The 16989-nt window shown below is 34.6% G+C and carries 15 protein-coding genes; 5 read left to right on the top strand and 10 right to left on the bottom strand.

Going from position 1 to position 16989, the window contains the following annotated elements:
• Positions 1 to 14: 14 nt before the first annotated feature.
• From K332_RS0100345 to K332_RS0100335, 3 genes are all read right to left on the bottom strand, one after another.
• Positions 15 to 473 carry an S-ribosylhomocysteine lyase gene (locus K332_RS0100345; protein ID WP_026905629.1) on the bottom strand — a complete coding sequence of 153 codons (459 nt, stop codon included), beginning with the start codon at positions 471 to 473 and terminating at the stop codon, positions 15 to 17.
• A 146-nt stretch (positions 474 to 619) separates the two neighbouring features.
• Positions 620 to 1264, bottom strand: coding sequence for a class I SAM-dependent methyltransferase (locus K332_RS0100340; RefSeq protein ID WP_026905628.1), 645 nt, complete (start codon positions 1262 to 1264; stop codon positions 620 to 622).
• Positions 1265 to 1457: 193 nt separating this feature from the next.
• Entirely contained in the window at positions 1458 to 2090 is a 633-nt protein-coding gene (locus K332_RS0100335; RefSeq protein ID WP_026905627.1) for a YhcN/YlaJ family sporulation lipoprotein, read from the bottom strand.
• Between the two features lie 172 nt (positions 2091 to 2262).
• Here K332_RS0100335 and K332_RS0100330 point away from each other — a divergent pair, with 172 nt between their 5' ends.
• Positions 2263 to 2499, top strand: a complete 237-nt coding sequence (locus K332_RS0100330) for a YhdB family protein (RefSeq protein ID WP_026905626.1) — start codon at positions 2263 to 2265, stop codon at positions 2497 to 2499.
• Positions 2500 to 2538: 39 nt separating this feature from the next.
• On the opposite strand, the gene K332_RS0100325 is transcribed toward K332_RS0100330, so the two are convergent.
• From K332_RS0100325 to K332_RS0100300, 5 genes are all read right to left on the bottom strand, one after another.
• Entirely contained in the window at positions 2539 to 3726 is a 1188-nt protein-coding gene (locus K332_RS0100325) for an anti-sigma-I factor RsgI family protein (protein ID WP_026905625.1), read from the bottom strand.
• Entirely contained in the window at positions 3723 to 4451 is a 729-nt protein-coding gene (sigI, locus tag K332_RS0100320) for an RNA polymerase sigma-I factor (RefSeq protein ID WP_026905624.1), read from the bottom strand. Before sigI ends, K332_RS0100325 begins: the two co-directional genes overlap by 4 nt.
• A gap of 386 nt (positions 4452 to 4837) precedes the next feature.
• Entirely contained in the window at positions 4838 to 5659 is an 822-nt protein-coding gene (locus K332_RS0100310) for a S1 family peptidase (RefSeq protein ID WP_026905623.1), read from the bottom strand.
• Positions 5660 to 5682: 23 nt separating this feature from the next.
• Positions 5683 to 7719 (bottom strand): ABC transporter ATP-binding protein, encoded by a 2037-nt coding sequence (locus K332_RS0100305; RefSeq protein ID WP_026905622.1) that lies wholly within the window; start codon positions 7717 to 7719, stop codon positions 5683 to 5685.
• Complete coding sequence (locus K332_RS0100300; protein ID WP_026905621.1) at positions 7719 to 9467, bottom strand: ABC transporter ATP-binding protein; 1749 nt, start codon at positions 9465 to 9467, stop codon at positions 7719 to 7721. Before K332_RS0100300 ends, K332_RS0100305 begins: the two co-directional genes overlap by 1 nt.
• 934 nt (positions 9468 to 10401) lie before the next feature.
• On the opposite strand from K332_RS0100300, the gene K332_RS0100285 reads away from it, so the two are divergent.
• The 4 genes from K332_RS0100285 to K332_RS0100270 all read left to right on the top strand — a co-directional run bounded on the left by K332_RS0100285 (position 10402) and on the right by K332_RS0100270 (position 14849).
• Complete coding sequence (locus tag K332_RS0100285) at positions 10402 to 10956, top strand: beta-class carbonic anhydrase (RefSeq protein WP_026905619.1); 555 nt, start codon at positions 10402 to 10404, stop codon at positions 10954 to 10956.
• Between the two features lie 107 nt (positions 10957 to 11063).
• Positions 11064 to 12590 (top strand): spore germination protein, encoded by a 1527-nt coding sequence (locus K332_RS0100280; protein WP_026905618.1) that lies wholly within the window; start codon positions 11064 to 11066, stop codon positions 12588 to 12590.
• A gap of 7 nt (positions 12591 to 12597) precedes the next feature.
• The gene (locus K332_RS0100275) at positions 12598 to 13713 is read left to right on the top strand and encodes a GerAB/ArcD/ProY family transporter (RefSeq protein WP_026905617.1); all 1116 of its coding nucleotides are present in this window, start codon (positions 12598 to 12600) and stop codon (positions 13711 to 13713) included.
• A complete protein-coding gene (locus K332_RS0100270) occupies positions 13710 to 14849 on the top strand; it encodes a Ger(x)C family spore germination protein (RefSeq protein ID WP_026905616.1) in 1140 nt (379 codons plus the stop codon). The genes K332_RS0100275 and K332_RS0100270 overlap by 4 nt, the downstream gene beginning before the upstream one ends.
• Positions 14850 to 14892: 43 nt before the next feature.
• Here the strand turns inward: K332_RS0100270 and K332_RS0100265 are convergent, their stop codons facing one another.
• Together K332_RS0100265 and K332_RS0100260 are read right to left on the bottom strand one after the other, a co-directional pair.
• Positions 14893 to 16101, bottom strand: a complete 1209-nt coding sequence (locus K332_RS0100265; protein ID WP_026905615.1) for a quaternary amine ABC transporter ATP-binding protein — start codon at positions 16099 to 16101, stop codon at positions 14893 to 14895.
• Positions 16101 to 16952, bottom strand: coding sequence for an ABC transporter permease (locus K332_RS0100260; RefSeq protein ID WP_026905614.1), 852 nt, complete (start codon positions 16950 to 16952; stop codon positions 16101 to 16103). The genes K332_RS0100265 and K332_RS0100260 overlap by 1 nt, the downstream gene beginning before the upstream one ends.
• Positions 16953 to 16989: the final 37 nt, after the last annotated feature.

The raw sequence follows: 16989 nt of genomic DNA, 5'->3' as shown, positions 1-16989 counted from the left end.
TGTCACCCCATTAATTAAAAGACTTCTTTCCACTCGTCTTTTCTAGCCAGCATTTCTTTGGCGATTTCCTTAGCACCCTCTAAACTATGATTCGCAGCCCATCCACATTGAACTTCATTACAAGCAGGTACTTCATTCGCAGCTAGAACATCTTGCAATGTTTTTTCTAATGTGACAAGGACTTCGTCATAGGAATCATTGTTAATAATGGATAAATAAAAACCAGTTTGGCAACCCATTGGGCTAATATCTAGAACATTATCCATATGGTTACGAATATTTTCTGCCATTAAATGTTCAATGGAGTGAAGCCCAGCCATTTCCATATGCTCTTTATTTGGCTGTTTAAAACGAATATCGTATTTATAGACCTTATCTCCATTAACACCTTCTGTCACGCCAACAAGTCTTATATATGGCGCCTTTACTTTTGTATGATCTAAATTAAAGCTTTCTACATTCATCTTTTTCATTTCTCCGATTTCTCCTTTTTCTCTTATTTAATATATTGGTATTGTGCTCACAGCTAAAAACTATGCTTTTCATAGCCTAGATATTCTGGATGTATTACAACTCTTAGGAGCCGCGAGAAGTTAATTCCCAGAAAAGTTAACACTAGTCATTCATGTAGTTTCTTAGCTATGATTAACCAAACAAATTCATTCATTTGTTTGAATTCAATAGTAAAATTATTTGTTATAAATATTCGCTCAATCGTTTCCGTGAGTGGATAATATTCCCGTCTCAAATCTTCTGCCAAGTTAGTAAAACCCGCCTCATCTGCTTCATTTATTTTCTGTTGCATCTTCTGTTCAGATACAAACATTGTATCAGCGAAAACAACCTTGCCACCTGTTGCTAAAACTCTTGAAAAATTTTTCACTGCAGATTCCTTTTCAACATCTGTTAAATGATGAAAAGCATACGTACTAACAACCGTATTAATTGGTAGATCTAATTTCGGATAATGGAGAAAGTCCCCATCCAAAATGATGGTCTCAGGTAGCTTTGCTTTAGTGACACCTCTCATGGCACTAGAAGGTTCAATACCTATTACACGGTGCCCTCTTTCTAGGAACTTCGCTGTTAAATTGCCTGTTCCTACACCAAATTCAAGAATATTTCCAAAGGAGTTATTCGTTACTTCTTGCAAAATATTATTATAGTCTCGGAAAACCTCTTTATATTCAGGATCCATTCCTGCTACAGATTTATCATAATCCTCCGCCCAATTCTCAAAAATCTCAAGAAATTCACGTCCCATATATATTCAACCCCATATAAATTCAATTCATAGTAATCCACTATGTTTAATAAGAATTATATGTAATAGGATATCATATGTTGAATGGTTTTTAAAATAGGTCTTTAGTATTAGTATTAGTATTTAACTCACATTGAGCTAATTCCCATTATCAAAAAAAAGAAGTCGACAGGTTTAACACCTGTCGACTTTCTTATCTATTTTGAGGAAAAACGCGCTCAATCATATTACCAATTTCATCAAAGAACCCTTCTACTGGTTCACCATTATCAATATCATTTGAATAGTTATTTACTAAATCCATAAAATCTGGATTCGTTGATACATAAACATTATCAATATCATGGTCAACCGATTTCACAATAGCAGCTATCTGTTCTTTAACATCGTCTGTTAACTGCTCACCATCTTTGTTATTGTTTCGGTTACCACTGTCTGTATCTAACTCTGCAGCAACATAGGCATTATTGTCAGTAGTTAATACATATGCGTTATCAATAACATCAATCTTTTTAGTGATTAACTCAGCTGCTTCATTTGCAACATCATAACGATCAGTACTATCGCCATCACGATTTGCTTCCCCATTTTTTTGATCTCTTATATTATTTATATTTCTTGTGTTGATATCCGTTCGGTTCGGCTCTTCCAAGTCACGTTGAAGTGTGTAGTTTCGATTGCGTTCCAGGCCATCTTGGTTATTTTGATACCTTACTGGCTCAATATTTTGATTCGTTGTACCTTGCTGGCCTTCTTCATTATCAGCACCACAACCTGAAGCAATAATTAGAGCTGCTGCAGCAATACCTACTAGGTGTTTTTTCATTTTTGTTCAATCCCTCCCTTTCATTTTTTTAGTATGTATCAGCAAGAACTGTTTATCCTAATGAAGGCTCGCCTAAAATTGGAAAAAACACCAAATTTGTTATGGGAAAATATATATATAATACGGGGAAGCTATAACTACCCTTGTAAGTTTTTAAGGAGGGGAATTCAGGATGGACATACCAGACTACGACAAGGCTCTGTACTATACGTTATGGGGACAATGGGATGACTTACTAGTACTAATGGTCCGCACGAAGGATGACTTATTATCCAAAAGAATACAGAATTTCCTGCACGCTTACCATTACTCTTTAGACGATAAGAAAATTGTTGCATCACATGAAGATCTTCTTTATTATATTGACCACGCAATGAAATACACACCATCCGCAATAATGGAAGTTTAATGAAAAGGGCATAACTCAAGTAAGTTATGCCCAAACACCTTATTTATAGATAGAAAAATCATTGTTTTTATTTTTTTCATTGCCATCCCCATTGTTTCTCTTATTGTCGTGGCCTCTACCGTTATTGTTTTTTTGCTTTTTATCTTCTTTTCCTTTTCGATCCTTTTTATCCCATTTTTCTTTTTTATCTTGTTTATACTTGTGCTCATCCTTATGTTTGGACTTATCTCCACTGTGATTTTTTCTATATTCGGATTTATCTTTATTCCTATCATTTTTATTTTTGAACGTATCATTTTTTCTATCTTTATCATGTTCTTTTATTTTTCCGTTGTGATGGCTGTTTCCATTCTTATCCGAATGAGCGTCACCATTTTTCCCCTTAAGTTCCCTAGGGTGTCTTTCATCATTAAATGTATTTCTGTTATCATTATTTTTATCTGTTACAGTATTTGGTTCCATTACTTTAGATGAATTATCATTGGTTATTTCAACATCAGCTTTACTTTTATTAAAAAATGATTGCAATACTTCTTTATCTTCTTCTGTAATAGTTGTTTTTACTCGATTACTTGATTGGTCTGTAACAGAATTTGCCAATGCCTTGTTCATAGATTGTTGGTTTTCTTTCGCTTTTACTCTTACATCTTCCGGAATTACAACAGTAACAACTTCCCAATCTGTGGGTTGCGTATCAAAATGTTCTTCAATAGTTTTAATAATGGGATCCTTTTCCTCGTCATTCAGATAATGAACCCCAATTAATACATTTTTTGCAGCATTTATTAATCCCTTTTCTTCGCTCGTATTGATAATAATTTCAATAGCGTCCTCGATATTTTTACCCTCTATCTCCCCAATTTGATTTAGTAATAGTTCGGCATCCTCATTAAAAGGTATAATGGCGGTCACTTCTAAATCATTATCTATTTCAAGCTCCATACTAGGATTAATATCAATATCAACATATGCAAATGTTTCATTACTATTTGTTACCATATAAACAGGCAGCAATGCAAGTAGAAATACGCATGCTAAAGCAGCAATACGTATCGTGAAAAACTTTTCTTTAAAACTTGTTAACCACGCTCTTTGTTCAAGTGGCTCATAATCAACTTCACAGCCAATATCAGCATCTATAAGTGGATAAGCTTTCTCAATTAAACCATCTGTTGTCATCACAATGGTAAACCTACGATGCTGTTCCATCACAATCCCTTTTTTCACTGGCCCAACCCTTTCAAATAATCATTTAGAAACACATAATCTTCTCCCAGCACGATAAATATTGCTAGGATAAACTTTCTGTTCCGTTCCAAGGTTTTTTTACTAACATCTACTATTTTTGCTAATTCTTTGATTGGAAGCTTTTTCTTTTGTTCAACAAAATCACTAAGCTTCGGATTATCCCGGAGTATTCTTGCAACTTTAACAGCACTATCCCGAGCATCTCGATGTTTAGGTGCTACTTCAGAGAGCTCTAGTAGTGTTAATTTATAAGTAGCTAACCTTTCCTTAAATTCCAATATTTCTTGTCTGCGATACCAAGATTCTTGTTCCAATCGATAAATATCATTAACAGCTTCAATTTCCGTAGGATTCTCCATTTTTTCTGCATCATAAGTTTCATCAAGTGAAATTGATATTGGATACTTATTTTGTGATCGAATATAATCAATCACTTTACGTTTAATTACCAAATTGGCAAAAGTTAAAAAGGAACTTCCTCTGTCCTTCGAAAATAAGCGGATTGCTTCATTAAAAGCAGACAACCCGATACTGAATTCATCATCTCGCTCTGGATCAATATATCTTTTACAAACTTCCGATACACATTTTGCAATAAAAGGCTGATAGTTTTTTAATAGGAAATTTTGGGCAGACTCATCCCCATTCTGGGCATTATCTATTAATTCCTCTAAAGGGATGTCTTTTAGGATTTCACCTGTCAAAGAAGACCACCCCTAACATTCATATATTTCGATTGTGTTACAGATTTTTTGGGTGTTTCATTTATTATATTTATTAATTTACAGCGATTTATAGTTAAACAGGTCATGATAAACCCACCATTACTTTAATATTTTTCATTTTCATGAATATGACTATATTATCGTACAAGTATTACAGGGAGTATCACATCTGGATTACATTTTGTTTAAGATTAGGTAACCACCCTAAAATAATTTCTATTCTATTATACCCACTACCAAATACTCCATCCTTTGTGTATTCGAGTCGAATAGTCTGTTTACCAAAATTCTGTCCTAATCCAATAATACTTTTATTATTAAAAATCGCATACATACGTGCGGGAAGTTTATCTATTTGTGAAACACTATTCCGTATAATTATGAAAATAGTCGATTGGGATAAATAGACCGACTTTTCCGTGGGCATCATGCTTTAAAGTGGCGAAAATAACTCCTATTACTTCACCGTCTTTATTAATAATTGGGCTACCACTATTCCCACGGTATACCGGCGCTTCAATCATTAGTACAGGTTCATCCCAGCTTTTTAATTGGGTATAACCAATAATGGTACCTTGGTTAGCAATCCCATTGAATGCAAGGGGGTTTCCTATAAATGATATTCTTTCATTTTCATTAAAAATCGTTTGTTCAGCAAGATTAAGATAAGGAAGTTCTATATCACTCTCTGTTTTTAGTAAAGCTAAATCGATTTCAGGATACTCTTCGATAATTTCTGCATGAAAGAGACCTTCTTCTGGAAAAGCTGCAGAAATAGTTGTTCCTTCATCAATGACATGGTAGTTAGTTAAAATATAACCATCACTTGATATGGCAAAACCAGTTCCTTTACTTTCTCCGGTTTCAATAACAACAACTGCCTTTTTATAGTCTTGTATTTCATCATTGCCTGATAGTTTAGCTGAAGTTTTTAAAAATTCAATAGCTGGAATAGAAAAAGTTGACGGGAGAATAGCAATGACATTTAATATCATTGCAATAGCAATAAGCCAAAACACCCATCTCGGAAATGGGCGTTTCGGCTTTTTAGTATTATTTTCAATTGTAGCTCTAATGAGTGCATCTTTTCTCGCCTGTTCTACGATCTCATAAAGCTCCTCATCATCGAATTCTTCATATAAATCTTCATCAATAATGTCAGGTTTTTGCTCTTCATTCTTTTCCACTAGCTCTCACCCCACATTGTGTACTAGATTATACTGCCTTTCTGAGAGATTCCTTGTTGCATTTTGTACATTTGATAATAAGTACCTTTTTCTGCAATTAACGATTCATGGTTACCTTCTTCTATAATTCTACCATGTTCTAATACAAAAATGGTATTAGCTTGTTGAATTGTTGAAAGTCTGTGAGCAATAACTAACGTCGTTCTACCTTGTTTTAATACTTCTAATGCATGTTGAATAACTGTTTCAGTTTCTGTGTCAATATTTGCCGTTGCCTCATCCAAAATTAAGATAGCTGGATCAAAAGCAAGGGCACGGGCAAAGGAAATTAGTTGTCTTTCACCTAATGAATAGGTGCTTCCACCCTCTGTCACTCGTTCATCATATTTCTTAGGTAATTTCTCAATAAAGCGATCAGCACCAACTGTTATTAATGCCTCTATTGCTTTTTCCCTCGAAATCTTCGGATCATTCATTGTTATATTGGATAGAATAGTTCCCGAAAATAGGAATGGATCTTGTAAAACTATCCCCATATGACTTCTCACTTGTTGTCTTGACCAGTTGCTAGTATTATGACCATCAATCGTAATGTTACCTTTTTGTGGATCATAGAAGCGAAATAAAAGATTCATAATGGAGCTTTTTCCTGAACCAGTATGACCAACAAATGCAACTGTTTCGCCTGATTTAATGGAGAAGGATATATCCTTTAGAACATATTCTTCTTCATCATAAGCGAATGTTACATGGTCAAAGTTAACATTCCCCTTGTAACGTTCGATTTCCTTTGGATTCACTTCTTCACCCTCTAAATCCATTAAGGCAAACACACGTCCACCTGCAACACGTGCTTGTTCTAACAGTGGTAACTGATTCACGATATCACTTACTGGTTCGAACAAACGAGTTAATAAATCAACTATTGCATAAAGCATCCCTATGGAAATGATACTATTTAAATCAAATGATGCAGACCCAAAATACCAAATGAATCCTACAAATGCTAGATTACGGAACACCGTAACCAGGTTATACTGTGTCAACGCACTTAGTTTTAAAAGCTTTCGTTGGTAACTAAAATGGCGTGTATTTAATTCTTCAAATTCTTCCTTCGTTTGCTTTTCTCTACGAAACGCTTGAATAATCGTCATTCCTTGTACAGCTTCACTGATTTTACCATTAATTTCACTTATCGTAGCACGGATTACTTTATTGTATTTCGTACCATAATACTTATAAAACTTCATCCACATAATAATCAATGGCACTAGTAATAGGAACCATACTGCTAGCTTTGCATTGAGGATGAACAAGGCAACAAATATCCCAGCCATATAGATGGCACTCGTCACAATAATACTTAATACTCGCTCATATAGATCACGAATGGCTTCTGTGTCATTCGTAACTCGTGCAACAATTGTTCCAGCAGGATTATCCACATAATAATTGATTGGAATTCTCTGGGTATGTTCAAATATATCATTACGCATTTTTTTCACTATCTGATTTGATGCCTTTTGAAGTAGGAAGGTTTTATAAAACTGGAAGACAGCTGCAATTAACAGTAATCCAACATAAAGTCCTAACAGTAAAAAGATTGGTCGCTGCTCGGGTTGAAAAAAAGAATAAATAGTACTGATGGAAATCTTCTCCCCATTGAAACTCTCTTCGCCTATCTGTGATTTTATAGTAATGATATTATCTTCCACATTTCTTTCACCAGTCAGTGGAATCTCTCCATCTGCAAGATAATATTCTCTTTTAATTTGTAGCATGGTGAATGTGGTGACAATTTCATCGTCCTCATCTACACGGTCAGCACGTTTAAAATAGTTATCTTTATATTCCACTGTATTTCGATCATCATTCTCACTAACTTGATACCACGGGCCCTCAACCCCAACAATATGCTCATCAATTATCGTTTTCGCAATTATTGGCCCTGCCAATTCCAAAGCTGTCGCAATGATTAGAAATACAATCCCAATGATAATTTGCTTTTTGAAATGTAAGGCATATTGGAAAAGCCTTCTTTCTGTCGATCCCTTCTTCATTAGGAGATCACCTCCTCATCATCTAGTTGTTGTTGTTCATACTGCTCCTTATACCATCCACCATTTTTCATTAATTCTTCATGTGTACCTCGTTCTACAATTTTTCCATCCTCTAACACAATTATTTGGTCAGCATGGGTCACTGCCGATAAACGATGGGCAGCAATTAAAGTAGTTTTGTGTTTCCGTTCTTCTCGTAAATGTTGTAAAATCTTTGATTCTGTTTTTCCATCAACTGCGGATAAAGAGTCGTCAAGAATCAAAATCTCTGGATTCTTAATAAATGCTCTGGCTAAAGCAACTCGTTGCTTCTGGCCACCAGATAGAGTTACACCACTTTCCCCTACTTTAGTGTCTAAGCCTTTTGGTAATTGCTTAATGTCCTCTACAAACTGTGCTAGCTCCATAACACGATAGATTTCCTCATCACTCGCATCACTTTTACCAAATTGAATATTTTCTCTAACACTCTTAGAGAACATCACTTGATCCTGTGGAACATAGCCAATCCAAGATCGTATTTGCTCTAAACTAATCGTTTCAATATTAACGTCAGAAATATTAATTTGACCTCTTACACCCGGGTATTGCCTAAGCAATAATTTAAATAAAGTAGTTTTACCTGCACCGGTTTTACCTACTATCCCGATAGTTTGCCCCTTCTTAATATGAAGTCTGATATCTTCTAATTGGTTAATTTTTGTATTAGGATAGGAAAATGAAACATTGTCAAAGACCACCTTTTCAACCATCGATACTTCTTTTGGATGATCCGGATTTTTCACGTCTGCTTCATAGCTAATCGTTTCATTAACACGGTCTAATGAGGCATTCCCCCGCTGTAACACATTAATTAATTCTCCAACAGCAAACATCGGCCAAATTAGCATTCCTAGATATACGTTAAATGACACGAGGTCACCTAAAGAGATAACATTTTGAAAAACAAGTACCGTCCCATACCCAAGACCAATAGTATAGGAAATTCCAACAAGGATTTTCATCGTCGGTTCAAACATCGCATCAATTTTTGCTACAGAAATATTCTTTTGGTACACATCTTCTGTCATCTTTTCAAATCGATCTTTATCTTGTTTTTCCTGTACAAACGCACGAATTACTCGTACCCCGCGAATGGATTCCAATACTTCATTATTCATATTTCCGAAAGCAGCTTGTGCTTCTGTGAAACGAGCATGAATAGCTGCTCCATATTTATTCATAATAATTGCCATAATTGGTAGCGGAATTAAAGCAGCGAGTGTCAACTTCCAACTAATCGAAAAGCCCATCATCGCTATTAACATGAACATAAATGTGGTAGAGTCAACTAATGTTAAAACACCAAATCCTGCTGTTTGGGCTATGGCTTTTAAGTCATTTGTACTCCTTGCCATCAGGTCACCTGTTTTGTATTTGCCATAGAAAGTTGGCGTCATTTTCAAGTAGTGATCAATTAAGTTAGAACGAGTCCATCGTTCCAAAATCACAGCACCACTAAACAGGGTATAATCCCATAAAAATGAAATACTATAGTGGACTACAATTAAAACAAGGTAACCAACTATAATAATAGTTAATATTTGCGATGTTAATGTCTCATATTGGATCTGGTCAATCGCATATCCCAGTAATCTAGGAGGAATCAAACCTATCGCACTTGCTACCATCAAAGCAATAATCGCAAACGTATACCGCTTCCAATAATGTTTAAAAAACCAATCTAACTTCTTAAAAACCGAAAACATTTCCATCACCTTCTCTATCTCTTTGGTTGTTATTATTTTGTATGGGTTTTTGTCTATGAAGCGAAGAAGTAATAGGCAAAAACCCAAAAAACACAAAAATGCATGCGCCAATGACGCATACATGTAAAATTGCAGAAATAAAAAATGATATTTCTCCCATATATTACAAAAAGGCCACAGCACATGGTAGCCTTTAATAACCAATAGAATTATGTACCAAATTTAGAACACACTTCTCCGCTTATCAGAGGCCACATGAAATATAAAATTGTACCCAGTTAAATTAACAATTACGTTAACGTTTTCCATTTTTATGCCCTCCTTTACGTTTTTTAAGTACCTTATTATTATAAATTGGTAAATTTAAGAAGTCAACAGCGTTTTTACAAAATAAATAGTTTTCTAATATTTCATTGTTTTATAGAAGTCTTTGAATGACGGAAGAATTCGATGATTCGCTCGACACAATCTGGTGTTAGACTTGTACCTTGCGATATTTCATCTAAAGTTGCGTAATGATGTTTTTTTATATATGCACTCACTCGATCCAGTTCAAACAAACAATCTTGACACATATAAAATGTACTGAATTTCATTTGCGTTTTGCACAATTTGCATATTCGTATATTATTAGTCATCGATTTCCCTCCCACAAAAATATTTATTATTTTGTATATTATTCGATAACTGATATAGTTTTTTATGGGGTATATAAATAAAAGAGTGCAGTGTACCCATTTAGCGACTTTCGAACTATTAGCTGGAATTAGTCTAGTCGACCCTCCTTCTAAATCTTGAGTCAATGTTGACATTCCTAACAAAGGTACAAGTACGTCTACGTCCATTGGCAAGTCTTCATACTCTTGTGAATTAACGAGGGAAGTCACGCTAGTAGTTGGTGTCTGGAGCTATACAAGGAAAAGGAGTGAAAGATATGCATCTGGATGACATGTTAGCTTATAATAAGAAATTTGTAGAAGGAAAAGAATATGAAAAATATGCAACTGATAGTTTCCCAAATAAAAAAATGGTAATTTTCACTTGCATGGAATCCCGTTTAGTCGAATTATTACACAGAGCTTTAAATATCCAAAATGGCGATGTGAAAATGGTTAAAAACGCTGGTGCAATCATTCGAAAACCGTTTGATAGTATTATGAAAAGTATTTTAGTAGCAATTTACTCTCTAAAAGCGGAAGAAGTCACTGTTATCGGACACTATGATTGCGGGATGTCCAAAGTAGATATTAAGACTTTAACCGAAACGATGATTGAAAAAGGAATTCCAGAGGAAACGATTCAGACTTTGCAAAACGGTGGAATCGACTTTAATGAAGAATTTCACGGTTTTGAAACAGTTGAGGAATCTGTAGTTCAAAGTGTAGATTTAATAAGAAATCATCCATTATTGCCACCACATGTAAAGGTTCACGGATTAGTCATTGACCCTGGTACAGGTAAAGTGGATGTTGTTACTAGAGAGGATTAATCCTCTCTTTTTTTTGCTTTCACTTCCATTTATCCCCTCTCACACATATTTTTAACTATTTTCCATACACTAAGGCCTACTAGTTATTTATATACTTGGAGGTTCTTATGTGGGGTAAAAAGTCTAAAAAAAATAAAGAATCTAAAGGAACAGCAATATTCCCAATCAAAATTGACACTCTAGAACAAATTTTATCGGATAAATTTGAAAAAAATCCTGATTTAAAGTTCTCCCATTATAAAATATTCGATACAAATGTTGCAGTTTTCTTTATTGACTATCAAATTGATGTCGATAAATTTCAAAATTCTTTATTAGACCCCCTAGTTAACTTTGAAATAAATCAAGAAAAGCTAACAAATCAAAATCTGCTTAATGAACTTCCGTTAAATTCAGGGTCTGTTTATGAAGATTTAGAATCTATCCTTTCCAATTTAATTATTGGTGAAGTATTTATCTATATTGAGGGAGAAAAAAAGGCCCTTGGTTATCAATTGCCAATGAAAGAAAGTCGTTCACTTGAAAAAGCCGAAACAGAGTCCCTCGTACTCGGGCCAAAAATTTCTTTCACAGAATCATTATCAAAAAATTTGAACATTATACGGTGGATCATTAAGTCAACCGATCTAGTTATGGAAGAATTTAAGATTGGAAAAGTATCACCAAAGGATGTCCGTCTTGTTTATATGAAGTCCATCGCTAATGAAGTTGATGTCCAAACAATGAGGCAACGTCTAAAAGAAGTAGATACGGATCAGGTTGAAGATGCCATCATTCTGAAACAATATTTAGAGGATTCCCAAACAAACTTCTTTCCGCAATTTGACATAACAGAACGTCCGGATCGTTTCACTTATAATGTTTTACAAGGAAAACTTGGTGTCCTAGTTGAAAACAGTCCTGCTGGGTTTACAGCACCTGCAACCTTATTTAGTTTCTTGGAATCCACTGAGGATTTATATATGCGATGGCAGGGTGGAACATTTTATCGACTATTACGTTTCTTTGCAATGTTTTTTTCGATTATTATTGCACCAACATATGTTGCAGCTCTGAGTTATCAATACGCCATTATACCTACTCAACTTCTTATAACAATCGGTCAGTCTCGAGCAGCGGTTCCATTCCCACCAATATTTGAAGTATTACTATTAGAATTTATGCTGGAGTTGTTACGAGAAGCTGGTGCAAGATTACCAACAAAAGTCGGACAAACAATGGGTATTGTGGGTGGTATTGTAATCGGGCAGGCAGCAGTTGAGGCAGGCTTAACAAGTAATATCCTTATCATTCTTGTTGCGATGAGTGCTCTGGCAAGTTTCGTCACCCCTAGTTATTTATTTGGAACCTCTATCCGACTTGTTCGCTTTCCATTAATTATTTTGGCAGGATTTTTTGGATTAATTGGCATTGTTTTTGGAATAACCTTACTTATTATTCATGTTACTCGACTAACATCACTTGGAAGGCCATATTTAGTACCATTATATCCTTTACGTTTAAAGGATTTTAATAAAGTTTTTTTCCGAACACCATTTAGTCATAACAATAAACGTGCTAGATCCTATCGACCAAAAATTCTTAAACGGTACAGTGAAAAAGATGCTAGTAAGATACGAGATATTGATGAGTAGGTGAAGTATGGAGATTAATCTAAAAGTAAAACCAGGTAATCAAATTCAAGCCTTTTATTTATTTTTTATTATTACCAGTTTACAAATTGGAGTTGGAATTATTGGTGCTCCTCGTTTTATTTACATGGAAGCAGGGCGTGATTCTTGGTTATCGATACTAATTTCTTTAGTCTATATATGCATCTTAGTTATGTGTATGTTTTATATTTTAAATCAATATGAGAACACAGACTATTTTGGAATTCAGGTAGATATTTTTGGGAAGTGGTTAGGGAAATTATTGGGTACTATTATAATTTTACATTTTGGGTTTAGTTTCTTTTCGATTCTTTTAACCTATATAGAGGTAATACAGCTATTTATATACCACGCCTTACCAAATCTACTCATCGCGATATTAATTATGATTCTTGTACTTTACACAGTATTCGGTGGTATTAGAGTAATTGTTGGGATTACTTTTCTCTTATTCCTTTCAACTTTTTGGTTGTTATTAGTACTATATGATCCAATATTACGGGTGAATTGGTTAAATTTACTACCAATTTTCCAGACCTCTTTTACAGATTTATTAAAGGGATCTAGAGCGACTTCCTATACATTAACAGGCTTCGAGATTTTAATGGTGATATACCCATTTATCCAAAATAAAGAAAAAGCCAAATTGCCAGTATTTCTAGGATTAATATATACAACAATCATGTTACTTATTGTTACGATAATATCCATCGGCTACTTCAGCCCAGAAGGTTTAAAATCTATTGATTGGGCATTATTGATTTTGTATAAAAGTGCATCATTTACATTCATTGAACGTCTTGATTATATAGTGGTTACTGTTTGGTTAATGGTAATCTTACCTAATTTAGCATTATCATTATGGGTCATGTCTTATGGTATGAAACGATTATACAAAGTACCACAAAAAATAACATTATGGATCATTACGATACTAATCTTAATCATCGTTAACTTCTTTCAATACGACTACCAAATTTCTGATATGACAAATTTTGTTGGAAAATATGGTTTTTGGATTACATATGTTTACCCATTTATTTTACTTCCAATCGTATTAGTGAAGAAAAGAAGGAAGAAAGATAAAGGAAGTGATACCACTTGAGGTATATTTATGTAACTATTTGGCTCTGTGCACTACTGTGTTTAAGTAGTTGTATACACCCCCAACAATTAGAAAACCTTGGGGTTATTTTAAGTCGTGGAGTTGATAAATCTGGAGAAGAGGATATTGAACTTACCATGGCTATATTGCAATTTCAGAAAGATACTCCAAGTGCAACTAAAACAATTTCAGGAACTGGTAAAACGGTTAAAGGTGCGGTAGATGATGCAAATAAAAGGGCTAATCAAGAAATTGTTATTGGAAAAATAGATTTAGAAATATATGGAAAAGAAATTGCCGAAGCAGGATTACATCCTTACACTGATACGCTTCGCCGTGATGCTAATATCCCAAGTACATTATTACTTGCCGTTGCAGATTCAAAAGCAAAAGATATTTTTAATGTTCAAGAAGAAACGATTGATACGAACTTGGGGGAATATTTACACGGTCTACTGGAACCTGGGGTGGAGCAACGATTATTCCCAGCAATTCAATTCCCTAAATTCGCTTACGCCATAAAGAATCCAGGAATTGAACCAGTCTTGCCAACCATGGGGATGAGGGATGGAATTCCTACAATTACTGGTCTAGCCATATTTAAAGGTGATAAGATGGTTGGACAACTTTCCTTAGCTGATGCACAGTTATATAAGTTAATAGAGGGAACAGTAAGTGATGAATATATGGAAATCACCCTCCCTATAGATCCTTTAAGCGAATTTATGTCTAACAGAAAAGAGATAGAAAAAAAAGATGATATAAATATTATATTTATCATTGAAAAAGGACGGGGGACGACATCTCTTACTAGCAAAGAAAATTTAAAATTCGATACAAACGTTGAGTTAATATTAAATTTACAAGAGATTTCGGAATCGTACCATTTAGATGATAAAAAAGCCATACAAAAACTAGAAAAAGAGGTAGAAAAAAAAATAAAGAAAAAATTTGAAACCATTTTAGCCAAACTAAAAGAACTTAACTCCGATGTTTTTGGATATGGCGTCTTATATAGGATTCAGAATAAGGACGGTAAATTAAAGGACGAGGAATGGGATAAACTTTTTCCAAAAATTGATGTAAACTTTAATGTAAAGGTAAAAATAATCCGACATGGCGAGGTTCACAGATAAGCTGGATGTCTTAAGGGTTCTAGACCCTTAAGACACCGTTTTCTTAATAATAATATTCATCACTTTCCACAACATCTTCTGACACAAGGCCAGAAAGCACATGAACACGCAATATAAAACCAATTAATTTCTCTTCATCATCAACAACTGCCAATGGATACTTCGATTCCAATGCCTTTGGAATCAAATCATTAATGTATTCATCTTTTTTTACGATAACAAAATCATCACGTAAAATATCTTCTAAGGATTTTTTATCCTGCTTTGCTTGAATAGCATCATCAATTGTTACAATTCCCTTCACTCGACGACCACGATCTACTACAAATACGCTCGAAATACCGTTCTCTTCCATTTCCTTTTTAGCAACATTGAGTCCATCCTTAATCGAAACTAATGCATTTGGTTTAATCATGATATGTTCAGCCTGAAACACTTTAGAACGATCGATATCCTTAATAAATTCTGAAATATAGTCGTTTGCTGGTTCTTCAATAATTTCTTCAGGTGTACCAACTTGAACAACATGACCATCTTTCATTACTGCAACACGGTCCCCCAATTTAAATGCTTCATTGACGTCGTGCGTAATAAAGATAATCGTTTTTTGTAGCCGATTTTGAATATCTAAAAGCTCAAGCTGCATTTCACGACGTATTAGTGGATCAAGAGCACTGAAAGGTTCATCCATTAATAATATGTCAGGATCATTTGCGAGAGCACGGGCAAGACCAACACGCTGTTGCATCCCCCCAGATAATTCATCTGGAAATTTATCCTCATATCCTTTCAATCCAACAAGTTCAATATTTCTAAGTGCAATAGCATGGCGTTCCTCTTTCGATATTCCGCGTATTTCTAGACCATACTCCACATTTGCTAAAATCGTTCGATGACTAAACAGACCAAAGTGTTGGAATACCATGGCAATCTTTTCTTGTCTTACTGTTTTAAGTTCTTGTTTTTTATACTGAACAATATCCTCACCATCAATATAAATGGAACCATTCGTAGGCTTGTTTAATAGGTTGAAGCATCTAATTAAAGTAGACTTTCCACTTCCCGATAAGCCCATAATAACAAATACTTCACCCTTGTTAATTTCAAAGGAAGCATTATATACCCCTACCGTATGACCAGTCTGTTCAAGGATTTCACTCTTTGACATTCCTTTTTTAATCATAGGAATGATAGACTTAGGCTTCGGACCAAATATTTTAGAGACATGATCAATTTTAATCTTGGTTTCCATTAGTTAACCCCCTTTTGAAACTTAGCTGCAATCCCATTAGTAATACGGTCAATAATAATGGCTAGAAATACGATACTTATACCTGCTTCAAACCCTAATGCAATATCAATACGGTTAATGGAAACAAGTACTTGTTCTCCTAATCCTTGAGCCCCAACCATCGAAGCAATAACAACCATTGCTAAAGCCATCATCGTTGTCTGATTCACACCAGCCATAATAGTTGGAAGTGCTTGTGGCAGCTGTACCTTTCGTAACATCTGCCCTCTTGATGAACCGAAAGATTGTGCAGATTCAATTACCTCTTTATCTACTTTGCGAATAGCTAGTTCAGTCAATCGAATTACAGGTGGTAAGGCATAAATTAATGTCGCAAAAATAGCAGACACGTTACCTAAACCAAAGAAGAAAATTGCTGGAATTAAATATACAAAACTTGGCATAGTCTGCATCGCATCAAGTAATGGGCGCATGACATTGGAAAAGCCCTTACTAAACGCCATCCAAATTCCGATCGGTATACCAATAAGTAAACAAATAATAACAGCAGTTAATATAATAGCAATCGTAGTCATCATGTCTTCCCAAAGCCCAAAAGTACCAATGAGAAAAATAAAGAATCCATATAATACTCCGGAGAAAGTAGATTTAAAATACCATCCTAATAAGAATATAATCAAGATAAAAATCCACCAAGGCATTGCAACCAATGAATCATCCAAAAAATTAATCGTTCTTGATGAAACAAAAAAGATAAAATCAAAAAACCCCTCTAATGTTGTATCTAAAAAACTAACTAAATGATCAACATAATCACCTAGATTAGTTCGTAAGTCAGGAAAACTATCCATAAGTAGACTGCTAAAGCAGCCCTTCACCTCTCTTCCG

Origin of the sequence: Paucisalibacillus globulus DSM 18846 (assembly GCF_000482485.1) — a bacterium.
GTDB classification, from domain to species: domain Bacteria; phylum Bacillota; class Bacilli; order Bacillales; family Amphibacillaceae; genus Ornithinibacillus; species Ornithinibacillus globulus.
This window is presented reverse-complemented; position numbering and strand designations above follow the sequence as displayed.